The following is a 12,730-nucleotide window of genomic DNA, read 5'->3' on the forward strand; positions in this document are numbered from 1 at the left end:
CCCCTTGAGCGATATGGCGAAAAATTTAATACTATGGCTGGTGATTGCAGTTGTGCTGATGTCAGTCTTTCAGAGCTTTAATGGCGGCGAGCAAGTTGATCGTCAAACAAGTTACACTCAATTTGTAAAAGATGTCCGCAGTGGCTCTTTACAAGAAGTTATTATCGACCGCGGTACAGGAAATATTACTGGTACTAAGAGCAGTGGTGAGCGTTTTCAAACAACGATGCCAATGTACGATGAAGACTTAATAAATGATTTACTTAAAAATGATGTAAATGTGAAGGGTGTACAACCTGAAGAACAATCATTCTTAGCAAGTATATTTATTTCTTGGTTCCCGATGATACTGCTTATAGGTGTATGGATATTCTTCATGCGTCAAATGCAAGGCGGCGGCGGTAAAGGCGCTATGTCATTCGGTAAGAGTAAAGCTCGCTTAATGAGTGAAGATCAAATTAAAACAACGTTTGCTGATGTTGCAGGTTGTGATGAAGCAAAAGAAGATGTTACTGAGCTGGTAGACTTTTTAAGAGATCCTTCTAAGTTTCAAAAACTTGGCGGTAGTATTCCTAAAGGTGTACTAATGGTTGGTCCTCCAGGTACCGGTAAAACGTTACTTGCGAAGGCTGTTGCTGGTGAAGCTAAAGTGCCATTTTTTACAATTTCTGGTTCAGATTTTGTTGAAATGTTTGTCGGTGTTGGCGCGTCACGTGTACGTGACATGTTTGAGCAAGCTAAAAAAGCGGCGCCTTGTATTATCTTTATAGATGAGATTGACGCTGTTGGTCGTAAACGTGGTGCTGGTATGGGCGGCGGTAACGACGAACGTGAGCAAACACTTAACCAAATGCTAGTAGAAATGGATGGTTTTGGTGGTAACGAAGGTATTATCGTTATCGCAGCAACTAACCGACCGGATGTATTAGACCCTGCATTACTTCGTCCAGGTCGTTTTGACCGTCAAGTTGAAGTAGGTTTACCTGATATTCGTGGTCGTGAGCAAATACTTAAAGTACACATGCGTAAAGTGCCATTAGGCGATAACGTAGAAGCTGCTCTTATAGCACGTGGTACTCCAGGTTTCTCTGGCGCTGATTTAGCAAACTTAGTAAACGAAGCTGCACTTTATGCAGCACGTGGTAATAAACGTGTTGTAAGTATGGCTGAATTTGATGCAGCTAAAGATAAAATCATGATGGGCGCAGAGCGCAAGACCATGGTGATGAGCGAGCAAGAAAAAGCAATGACAGCGTACCATGAAGCTGGCCATGCAATTGTTGGTCGTATGGTGCCAGAACATGATCCGGTTTATAAAGTATCTATTATTCCACGTGGCCGTGCGCTGGGTGTAACAATGTACTTACCTGAACAAGACCGTGTTAGTCATTCAAAAGAGCTTTTAGAGTCAATGATTTCTAGCCTTTATGGTGGCCGTATTGCTGAAGCGCTTATTTACGGCGCAGATAAAGTAACAACGGGTGCAAGTAATGACATTGAACGCGCTACAGATATAGCGCGTAAAATGGTTACGCATTGGGGTTTAAGTGAAAAGCTTGGTCCGTTACTTTACGCTGAAGATCAGAACGAAATGTATATGGGTGGTGGCGGTAGTCGTTCATCTAGCATGTCGGACGACACGGCAAAAGTAATTGATGCAGAGGTTCGATTACTTTCAGATCGTAACTATCAAAGAGCAGAAGAAATATTAAAAGAAAATATTGATATTCTTCACTCAATGAAAGATGCGTTAATGAAATACGAAACTATTGATGCTAAGCAAATTGATGATTTAATGGCACGCCAACCAGTACGTGAACCGCGTGATGCGCATGACCGTCATGAAGCTAAACCGGTAAAAGCGGAAGAACCTCAAGAACCTCAAGAACCAGTTGCTAATGAAAGTCAAAAGACTGATGATTCATCAAAAAAAGATGAAACAAACCTTGATGACAAAGCTGAATAATCGTTAAAATAGTAATGAAAGCCCCGAACTTCGGGGCTTTTTTGTATCAGCTATTTAGAAAAAGAATAAAGGTTGGCAATGACTAACATATTAAAGCTTCCGAGAGGGCGTACGCTTAATCTTGAAAAGCCCGTCATTATGGGAATATTAAATGTAACGCCGGATTCATTTTCTGATGGTGGGCAGTTTTTAGATCCCAAAATAGCACTAAAGCGCGCAATGCAATTATTAGATGACGGTGCGACAATTTTAGATATAGGGGGAGAATCTACTCGCCCAGGCGCGCCAGATGTTAGCTTAAATGATGAACTTGCTCGAGTAATCCCTGCTATTAAAGCGATACGTCAGCACAGTGATTGCGTCATTTCGATTGATACCAGTAAAGCACAGGTAATGGAGCAAGCAATACTCGCAGGGGCAGATATAGTCAATGATGTTAGAGCTTTACAAGAAATAGATGCCTTAGAAACGGTTGCGCAGTATGAAGATGTAGCAATTTGTTTAATGCATATGCAAGGGCAGCCCCGCAGCATGCAATCGTCACCTCATTACGATAATTTGTTTATAGATATAAATCTGTTTTTTAGTGAACGTATTAAAGCATGTGAAACAGCTGGGATTAAGTTTGAACGACTTATTCTAGACCCAGGTTTTGGATTTGGAAAAACGCTTAGTCATAACTATCAAATATTGGCTAGGTTTGATGATTTTAATAAATTAGGTTTGCCGTTATTGGCTGGATTATCTCGTAAATCGATGATAGGTAATTTATTAAATAGAGATACAAATGAACGGTTAGCGGGCAGCTTAGCAGGTGCCTTAATCGCAGTGCAAAATGGCGCAAAAATTATTCGTGTACATGACGTAAAAGAAACCGCAGATGTACTTGGGGTATACCAAGCCTGCGAACAAGGAATTTCACAATGAAAGAAAGAAAATATTTTGGCACCGATGGCGTGCGTGGACTTGTAGGCGCTGCTCCAATAAACCCTGAGTTTGCAATGAAATTAGGCTGGGCTGCTGGACGCGTATTATCTCAAAGTGGCACTAAAAAAGTAATTATAGGTAAAGATACACGTATTTCGGGCTATATGCTTGAAACCGCACTTGAGGCTGGTTTAATTGCCGCTGGTATTGATGTTGTATTACTTGGCCCTATGCCGACACCGGCCGTTGCTTATTTAGCGCAAACATTTCGTGCTGAGGCAGGTATTGTAATTAGTGCCTCACATAATCCGTATTACGATAACGGTATTAAGTTTTTCAATGGTCAAGGCTTAAAGCTTGATGACGCAGTAGAGCTTGAAATTGAAGCTATGCTTGATGAGCAAATGACATGTGTTGCTTCAGATAAATTAGGCAAAGCATCGCGCTTGGTAAGTGCGGATGGCCGGTATATAGAGTTTTGTAAGAGCCAGTTCCCGCAAGGCCTGTCTTTAGAAGGTCTTAAGATTGTTGTCGATTGTGCAAATGGTGCTACTTATCATATTGCACCCTCTGTTATGCGTGAACTTGGCGCAGAAGTAATAACACATGCGTGTGAGCCTAACGGCGTTAATATCAACCATGAATGTGGCGCTACTCACGTAGATACCCTTAAACGTAAAGTGCTTGAACTTAAAGCCGACGTAGGTATTGCATACGATGGTGATGGTGATCGCGTAATGATGGTTGATCATAATGGCCGTGTTTTTGATGGTGATGATCTGGTTTATATTATTGCTTGCCAAGCAGCCGAAGATGATAATTTGGGCGGTGGGGTAGTTGGCACTGTTATGTCTAACATGGGCCTTGAAAATGCTTTAAAAGCAAAAGGTATCGAGTTTGTTCGCAGTAAAGTGGGTGACCGCTATGTTATGGAATTACTACAGCAAAAAGGCTGGAAAATTGGCGGTGAAAGCTCAGGCCATGTACTGAATCTAGACTTAATTAGCACGGGTGATGGTATTATTTCAAGCTTACAAGTACTTGCTGCTATGGTTGCACAAAATCGTACATTGCAAGACTTAGGCGCTGGTTTTACCAAGTATCCAATGAAGATGATTAACGTGCGTTATACAGCTGGAACTGACCCTACAAAAGCACCAGAAGTACTTTCAGCTGTAGCAGAAGTTGAGCTTGCTTTAGGCGATAAAGGCCGTGTTTTACTGCGTAAGTCAGGCACTGAACCTGTGGTTCGTGTTATGGTTGAAGCAGAGCAAGAAAAGATTGTAATAGACAGCGCTCAAAAAATTGCAGCTGTTGTAGAATCTATGAGCAAACAAACTGATTAATAACAATAATCTCTTGTAACTTTGGGCGAGAAAAGTTAATATCTCGTCCGCTTTCTAATGTGGAGTGGATAATGGCAATACGCAAGGCGATGGTCGCAGGCAACTGGAAAATGAATGGCTCTTTAGAGTTAGTTAAACAAATGTCTGACGCTATTAACGATGTAAAATCACAAGAGATGGACATTGTTTTATTTCCTCCATTCCCACTTGTACCAGCAATGGTAGCTAGCGGTGTTTCTACAGGAGCTCAAACTGTTTCTGAAAATACACCTGGCGCATTTACTGGTGAAGTTGATGCGCAGCTTATAAAAGATTTAGGTGTAACTTACGTACTCGTTGGTCATTCTGAACGCCGCAGTATTTATAACGAAAGTAATGCAACCGTCGCTGAAAAGTTTGCTAGAGCACAGCAAGTTGGGTTAACACCAATATTATGTGTAGGCGAGAGCGAAAGTGAGCAAGAAAACGGTCAAACCGAACAAGTAGTTGCTGCACAAATTGATGCAGTAATAGAGAAATTAGGTGTAGCAGCACTGAAAGATTCTGTGATAGCATACGAGCCCGTTTGGGCCATAGGCACAGGTAAGACTGCATCGCCAGAGCAGGCACAAACTGTTCATAAATTTATCCGTGACAAAATTGCATCACTTGATAGCAATTTAGCACAAGGGCTTACCATCTTATATGGTGGTAGCGTTAATGAAAAAAATAGCGAATTATTATTTGCACAAACAGATATAGATGGCGGCTTAATTGGCGGCGCAAGTCTAAAAGCAGAATCTTTTACTGCAATCTGTAACAGTGCAAAAGGGACTGTATAAGATGTACGAAATTTTATTAGTAGTTTATTTAGTTGTGGCTTTGGCTCTAGTTGGAATGGTTTTAATTCAACAAGGTAAAGGCGCAGATATGGGTTCTTCATTTGGCGCTGGTGCATCAGGCACAGTTTTTGGTTCGTCAGGTGCAGGTAACTTTATGACAAAAACAACCACAAGCTTAGCAACGGTATTTTTTGTATTAAGCATTGTGTTAGGAAACCTAACTGCTGGTCAAATTAAAAAGACTGACGAATGGGAAAACCTAGAAGCAGCTCCAGCAGTAGAAACAGTAGTTCCTGTTGAAGAAGATGTTCCAGTAACATCTACTAAAGAGCAAAGCTCTGACGTACCAAACTAATTTAGCGTAAAGCTATCGTTAAACGATTTATAGTCCTCAAATAAATCACATGTTTAACAATTAAGCGAAAGCTTAATAATGCGGATGTGGTGGAATTGGTAGACACGCCACCTTGAGGGGGTGGTGCTTTAGGGCGTGGGGGTTCAAGTCCCCCCATCCGCACCAAATTTAGAAACCAGTAATAGTGATGTTACTGGTTTTTTTGTATGTGAAATATATTTCGAGTGTTTTTTGAGCTAAACTTGTACGTTGTTAAATAATTATTCTATTTATTAGAAAAAAAACTAGAAATATTACAAATTTAGCTCACACTTATAGATATCAGGCCGATAATGGATATAGACATTAAAATAAGGTAGTAAAGCATGGCTTCAGGCTTCTCTTTTCAAAACTTAAGCATCACTAAGAAAATACATGCTATTACGTGTATTGCGATAGTGGCTTTTGTAGTGATCGTATTGGTAAATTATTTAGCAATGAATGATAACAAGGTTTCCCTTGATGAGATGGGTAGTTCATCATATGAAATAGTAAAAATAACTTCGGAGAACGTAGGGCTTCTTGAGAAGTTAGATGAGCTTTATACTCAAGCTGTTACGTTCGGTGAACAAGACATTATTACTAAGGCAGATGATGTTTATAGAACTATTGAATCTAATATTACCTTAATAACACAGCTTAATAATTCCTACATTAGTAACGATATTATTAATGAGTTGTCAGATTATGAAAAAATTTCCTCAAGCATTGCTACAGGTATGGTTAATGGGACTGCTGATTTTAGTAAAATCCAGCAACAAGCGCAGCTTAAAACAAGCTTATATGGATCTGTTTTAGAAAGCTTTAAAGGTGCTCAACAAAAAGCTGATAATCGTTTTTTTGAACTGGTTGCCAACACCAAAACGCGCTCTGATGAAGCATTAACCTTAATGTTAGTTGTATCAATTATCTCATTAATTTTATTGTTATTTATGGCTATATGGATTGCTAAAAATATAGGTTCATCTGCTAGTGATGCAGCTAACAACCTAGGTTTATTAGCAAGCGGTAATGGCTCTTTAAGCACACAACTAGCTGTGAATTCAGAAGATGAGATTGGACAAGTTTCTATTAACTTTAACGCATTTATTTCTTTATTAAGAGAGACGGTTCTTGAAGTAATTGCTGTGTGTGAGCCTTTAATGGAAAACTCAACACGACTAGTTCAAGGTATGGAACAAGCGGAGCGTGCTACAACTAAACAAACGACCGATGCAGAGGTTGTTAAACAATCAATGGAAGAAATGAAGCAGAGCGTAGGTGACATATCTCAATCTGCAGCTAGTGCTTCTCACGCAGCAGAAACTGCCGAAAAAGAAGTCGAGCAAAGTCGTACACAAGTTAAAATGTCAGTCACGGTTTCTCGCACGCTAAGTAACGAAATAAATCAAGCCGCCACAACTATAAATAAGCTTGCAGATGACACAAAAAATGTATCGCAGATTTTAAACGTTATTACTTCTATCGCTGATCAAACTAACTTACTTGCTCTTAACGCTGCAATTGAAGCCGCTCGTGCTGGTGAGCATGGACGTGGTTTTGCTGTAGTGGCAGATGAGGTTCGTGAACTAGCTTCTCGTACTGCGCATTCAACTAATGAGATTCGAGAATTACTTGGCGCATTAACTACCGCTGCAAATGAGTCTGTATCTGCTATGACTTCAGCTAGAGACATGGCAACAGATAATGCGACTGCGGCAGAGAAAACAGGTATTTCAATAGAGAAAATTGCAGAGCAAATGTTAGAAATTAATGGTATGAATTCGCAGATAGCAGCAGCGACTGAGGAACAAACATCTGTTGCTGCTATGGTTGTTGAAAACGTATCCAATATGCATGTATCGTTTGAGGATACGATGAGTTCTCTACTCGCTGTACGTGATGTTGCCAAAAATTTACATTACCTCTCTGATAACTTACTCGATGCAACAGCTAAATTTAGAATAGAATAATTTCCACTTAATATAGAAAAAGCGAACTCAATAGTTAGTGCCGTTTACTTGAGGTGAACGGCATGTTTTTTTCAATAATAGTGTATCTATTTTTAATACTTTTAAGCACCATTGATAATTCCGTCCTCGCTCATCCTCCAATTTAAACTGCGTAGTCTTTAGCTAGGCATCTAAAATTACCACAGCACTGAAAAAGTACTATCAAGGATTAAATGGTTGCTCAGATTAATCATGCACACCATATGTACTTACGGATACCCGGCTTCCTATGGTTTATTTTGACCGGCGAATCGTGTGCTATTTCATTTTTGTAAGGTGCTAGTCATACGCGAGAAAGTCCACGCTATGAATACCTAAACTACATCATTTAGACGGTTCCGATCGTGCCTAATGTTCGATGGAAAAGGTCGCTGTTCCTAATATCTTTAAGGCCTTTCGTCAAAACGCTTCTAATTGCGTAATTAACTTCTTGTAATAATGCAAAACCGAGCTTGTTAATAAGCTTACGGATTAATCTATTTCTGAGCAGCGATAGCTAATAAAAGTTCAAGCCATCCATTGTTAGCTTAAGTTTTCTCAAGTTTATTACTCCCCATTAGTAGGCGATACCGCAGCATAAAAACCAAACATGCGCTGCCCTTTGGGTTCTCCCAAGGGGACGATTCACTCTTTGTTGCTCGATTTTTACTTATTCTTACATGGATGTAAGACAGTAGGGTAACGCGGGGCTGTTACCGAGCCCACTATGTTACAAATCTCGCGCAGTGATTAAATCGCCCCTAGATTGAACAAATGTAAATCCACAAAGATCAACACGCCTAGTACATCTGACTATAAATTGGATTCTGTGAGGCGGCTGATTGAAGTAAAGGGTTGTGCTTTGAAAGTTTCATAAATGGAATATTTATATATTTAAATTATCCAAAAAAACTTCCTCCTTTAGTATGTTGTGTATACCTACTAAAAATTTGAAACCATTGGACCAAGTGAAATGGTATAAGTTCAATATTTGTTTCAAAAAAAGTATAAATGGATTATAATAAAAGTAGAGAATCAAACAAAAGGATTGGTTTTATTTAGTTACAAGGGAACTTGCTAAATACAAACTAGCTAAATCAAGGGTCAAAATGAAATACATCTATATCTGTTTAACTTTAATATCATTATCTAACTTTGCTCAAGCATCAGATGACTTTAAAATATCTGGTTTTGCTACGTTAAGTGCAGTAAAAACGAATAAACAAGACATCGAATTTATTCAGAACAATACGCTACCTAGCGGTGCTGATGATCATTGGAGTTTTGACAATGACACCGTGCTAGGTATACAGGGTCAATACCAAATATCAGATAAATTATCAGGTGTAGTGCAACTACTATCACGTCGTAACTACAAGAATAATTACCAGCCATCATTAGATTGGGCTTATATTAGCTACAAATATAATCCAAATCTTCGCTTAAGAGCAGGACGATTTGTATCACCTGTATTTTTAGGTTCAGACACGCGTAATGTTAACTATTCTAACGTTTGGGTAAGACCTGTTATAGATTTATATAGTCAAGCTACAATCAATAATATCGATGGTGTTGATGCTATATATAGTAACTTTATTGGTGACGGCGATGTGTCGTACCAAATACAAGCTTATGCTGGCAAATTTGATAAACTATATTTCCCTGGTAAAAGTTATATTAAATTTCATCACATGGCAGGTTTAGTTGGTACAGTACAGTATGATTCATGGACTTTCAGAGCTGGATACATGAATGCTCAACATTCAACTATTAGCGCTGAAGGTGATTACGTCCCAGGTGATATGAGAATGTTAGTTAGTACAGACTATCAACTAGGACTTTCTATAGATCCTCAAAGTGATAATTGTGCTGTAGGTGCTTGCTCAGACGTGGTTCCAAATGCAGATGATGTATTTAGTATTATTCAACGTAAGCGCAGACCATTTAACCTTACAAGCCTTGCTGTAGTATACGATAACGGCAGCTACTTTGGTCAATTTGAATGGGCACACAGAAAAGCAGACTCTGCTTTATCGAACGGTATAGCTGCTTATGGCATGGTTGGATATAGATTCGATTCACTTACGCCTTATGTTGGCTACTCATATGCTAAATCTTTAACTGAAAACTTTGAACTAGATGTTGATGCTGATTTAAAAGCTAGCCTTGATTCTCAGGTTGTTGGTTTAGGTAGCGAACCCTTAGATACATATGTTGTTAGAAACTCAAGTTCACGTTCAAACACAATTACAGCGGGTCTTCGTTGGGATTTTTACAAAAAAATGGCATTGAAAATGCAATTCGATAGCTTTCGTCCTTTAAATAATGATGGCCTTGCGACTGGTGGTTCAGGTTTTTTAAACCTTACTAACGAAACACTTTCAGCTACTGGTAAAAACATTATTGTATCAACTGTATCGTTAGATATTATTTTTTAAAGGAATAATCCATGAGAATCTTTAAATCAATTTTATTCTTATTAATATTATCGTCTATTATGACGAGTACAAGCAACGCAGCGTTGTCTGTTGTTGTAAATAAAAACAACACTACTGAGCTTTCTGAAGGGCAAGTGAAAAATATTTTCATGGGTAAACTAGGACAGTTTAGTGATGGTTCAGAAGCTGTACCAGTGCTGTTCGAAGCCGGAAAAGGTGCTAGAACTGTATTTGATGACACTGTTTTACAAAGAAACACGTCTCAAGTAGATGCGGTATGGTCAAAACTTATTTTTACAGGACGAAGAACTCCTCCTTTACAAGCTAAAGATGTTGGTGAAGTTTTGAAAGAGATTAGCTCTAATCCAAAGGCTATCGGTTATCTAGAGACAGCTGATGTTACAGATAGCGTAAGAGTAATAGCTACTTTCTAATTTTAAGTTAATTCAATTCAATATAGCAGAACTCTCGTAATACTCATTGCGAGAGTTTTTTATGTTAAAGTAACGTGGGTTTAGGTAGTGAGTAGCCTTTCCTGATTCCTCTTAATTTCAACCTGTGTAACCCCTTCCTAAATAAGAAACAATTAATACACTAAGCGCTGCATTAAATCAGTTGATACCAATCTGCAATAATACTCAACCAATTTGAGTGATTAAATCTGACGCTAACTGCGTTAAAAATCTCTGATATAGAACAAATAAATAACGAAATATTTGTATTGTTATAGACACGATTTTTTACCTCAAAATAGATCACTTAATTAAGCGAATAGGTATAACGAGCACCTTTTTCTCAAGCAAAAATCCTTTCACAACTATCTTCTACCTTTATGATATCTGTGCTCTGTTAATAAGTTCAATTTCTAAGGCTAGATTGCCTACTATTATATTTGAGTCATTATTTCGCCAAAATAAATTTCTCAACAAACTATCAATAGTAGGAAAAGTTATCCTCCATCATTAGTAGAGGTAAGTAAGTATTTAAGTCGCAATATTAAGCGAGAAATTTTGCAAGGTAAAAGAGCTAAATTACTTTTACCGCTTTTAGAGGGAAGTACTTGGACTCTATTGCTTATATAGGACGTTCAAAGCAGAGTAAATGAATTTTAAGTTAGTTAATTGAGCAGCTAAATATCTTTAACTGCTCACTTTTAAATAGATGGTGGTTCTATATCAGTTTTGAAAGATTAAAAAGTAGCAATTACTTTTATTTTATCACTGACTTTAGCGCTATCAATATAGCCAATAGCGTCGTTATTTGCAGCAACAAAATCAATAACAGCTTGGTCAGATGCAAGCTTTTCAGGAGGTGTCCCTTTACCTGTAAATATTAGTTTTGACCAATACGCATTTAACTGACTACTCGATTTTCCGACTACTTTGTCGTTAAATTCATCAGCTACAGACGTACCGTCTTGATCCACTGGATTAACTTTATCGCCATTGCTAAATGACTTACTTTTGCCTAAGTAAATCTTTTTGATTGTATCTGTATCTACAGTATTAATATTGCTTGGATTAATAATCACAGCAATGTCTGCAAATGCATTAATCGAGCACAATGAAAGTGCACTTACTAAAATTAATTTTTTCATCATAAGCTCCAATTAAAAGACAAGGTCTACACCAACAGCTACAACATCCGTCTCTGTGTCAGTTATGTCATCTTCAAAACGACTAAAGTCGATTTTGAAAGCAGCGGAAGGGTGAAAATCATAACGTGCACCAATTGTGTATACGTTACTTTGTGCACGAAGACCTTCAAGAGCACCATTTACAGCCGAGTTTAAGGTTGGTATTGACTCAATGGTATTAAAACGTGATGAGTCATGCTTGTCATCATTATCTTCATATGTAAAATGAACAATTACACTGTCAATACGATAACCAACGGATGCATAATACTGTGACTGTTTTGGTAGTATACTGTCTTCAACCTCAAATTGTGTATATTCGGCATCAAACAAAAAGTTTTCATAATCAATAGAAAAACCAACGCCAACGAAGGTTGTTTTATCTTCATCAGTGATAAGATCATTCGCCGTATCAGTTAAGCCATTATCTGATAATGCACCAGCAAGCCCTAAAAGGCCGCTATCCTCTGATGAGATACTCGTATCCGCAACCATATATGCTACACGAGCACTAAACCAGTCGTAAGATAGGTTCCAGTTTACGCCGCCAAAGTTATTTAATTCAGCCGGTAACTCTGTACCGAATACATCAATATCACCATCGAATGCACCGTAAAAACCTTGAAGCGTAGAATCCCAATCACCTAATTGTGAGCTGTAAACTAAACTAAGACCTTCGTAAGTTGAAAATGGGATACCGTATACTGATTTTGGCGGACGTACCCAACGATATGCATAGCCTACATCTAAAAAGTCAGAATATTTGTAAAATGGAGCACGCATTTTACCCGCGCTAAATTGCAGTTCATCGCTGTATTCATAAGTAACGTATGCCCATTCGAATGTAGCGTCAAAGTCATCCTCTCCACGCGCAATAATTTGAGCCGTAGCTGTTAGCTTTTCATGTAGGTCTGCAGATAATTGTAAAGCGAATTTACTCTCATTTTTAAAAGAGATATCGTCATCATAGCCATATATAGTAGGATTATCATCCGGATCATTTGGATCAGCTATGTGATCTAAGTTGTCCAGACTTTTACCACCGATAATTGATGCAAAACCATTAATTCTTACCTCAGCACTAGCATAGCTAGATGCTAAAACTGCACATACAGCCACTGCTACAGATAGCTTTTTCATATGTTGTTCCTATTTGTTATTTAAATGTTGATTTCATGAAGATTATAGAGTCGATTTCAATAATTATCTAATGGAATTAGCGTATTAATCAA

The 12,730-nt window shown here is 38.3% G+C and carries 10 protein-coding genes and 1 tRNA gene; 9 read left to right on the forward strand and 2 right to left on the reverse strand.

Features of this window, described 5'->3' with window-relative positions; genetic code table 11:
• Window positions 1–13: 13 nt before the first annotated feature.
• The 9 genes from ftsH to GQR54_RS06960 all read left to right on the forward strand — a co-directional run bounded on the left by ftsH (window position 14) and on the right by GQR54_RS06960 (window position 10,296).
• Window positions 14–1,966 carry an ATP-dependent zinc metalloprotease FtsH gene (ftsH, locus tag GQR54_RS06920; RefSeq protein WP_166376957.1) on the forward strand — a complete coding sequence of 651 codons (1,953 nt, stop codon included), beginning with the start codon at window positions 14–16 and terminating at the stop codon, window positions 1,964–1,966.
• Between the two features lie 78 nt (window positions 1,967–2,044).
• Entirely contained in the window at window positions 2,045–2,893 is an 849-nt protein-coding gene (folP, locus tag GQR54_RS06925) for a dihydropteroate synthase (protein WP_166376958.1), read from the forward strand.
• Window positions 2,890–4,239 (forward strand): phosphoglucosamine mutase, encoded by a 1,350-nt coding sequence (gene glmM, locus GQR54_RS06930; RefSeq protein ID WP_166376959.1) that lies wholly within the window; start codon window positions 2,890–2,892, stop codon window positions 4,237–4,239. Before folP ends, glmM begins: the two co-directional genes overlap by 4 nt.
• A 71-nt stretch (window positions 4,240–4,310) precedes the next feature.
• Complete coding sequence (gene tpiA, locus GQR54_RS06935; RefSeq protein WP_166376960.1) at window positions 4,311–5,060, forward strand: triose-phosphate isomerase; 750 nt, start codon at window positions 4,311–4,313, stop codon at window positions 5,058–5,060.
• Between the two features lies 1 nt (window position 5,061).
• Entirely contained in the window at window positions 5,062–5,415 is a 354-nt protein-coding gene (secG, locus tag GQR54_RS06940) for a preprotein translocase subunit SecG (RefSeq protein WP_002962769.1), read from the forward strand.
• An 80-nt stretch (window positions 5,416–5,495) separates the two neighbouring features.
• Window positions 5,496–5,580 (forward strand) — tRNA-Leu (locus GQR54_RS06945).
• Window positions 5,581–5,780: 200 nt separating this feature from the next.
• A complete protein-coding gene (locus tag GQR54_RS06950) occupies window positions 5,781–7,406 on the forward strand; it encodes a methyl-accepting chemotaxis protein (RefSeq protein WP_166376961.1) in 1,626 nt (541 codons plus the stop codon).
• A 1,127-nt stretch (window positions 7,407–8,533) separates the two neighbouring features.
• Window positions 8,534–9,862, forward strand: a complete 1,329-nt coding sequence (locus GQR54_RS06955; protein ID WP_166376962.1) for a hypothetical protein — start codon at window positions 8,534–8,536, stop codon at window positions 9,860–9,862.
• 11 nt (window positions 9,863–9,873) lie between these two features.
• A complete protein-coding gene (locus GQR54_RS06960) occupies window positions 9,874–10,296 on the forward strand; it encodes a phosphate ABC transporter substrate-binding protein (RefSeq protein ID WP_166376963.1) in 423 nt (140 codons plus the stop codon).
• Between the two features lie 755 nt (window positions 10,297–11,051).
• Here GQR54_RS06960 and GQR54_RS06965 read toward each other — a convergent pair.
• Window positions 11,052–11,459 (reverse strand): phosphate ABC transporter substrate-binding protein, encoded by a 408-nt coding sequence (locus GQR54_RS06965; protein ID WP_166376964.1) that lies wholly within the window; start codon window positions 11,457–11,459, stop codon window positions 11,052–11,054.
• Window positions 11,460–11,471: 12 nt separating this feature from the next.
• Window positions 11,472–12,638 carry a porin gene (locus GQR54_RS06970; protein WP_166376965.1) on the reverse strand — a complete coding sequence of 389 codons (1,167 nt, stop codon included), beginning with the start codon at window positions 12,636–12,638 and terminating at the stop codon, window positions 11,472–11,474.
• Window positions 12,639–12,730 lie beyond the last annotated feature (92 nt).

This window comes from Pseudoalteromonas sp. Z9A4 (genome assembly GCF_011378845.1).
GTDB lineage: Bacteria > Pseudomonadota > Gammaproteobacteria > Enterobacterales > Alteromonadaceae > Pseudoalteromonas > Pseudoalteromonas arctica.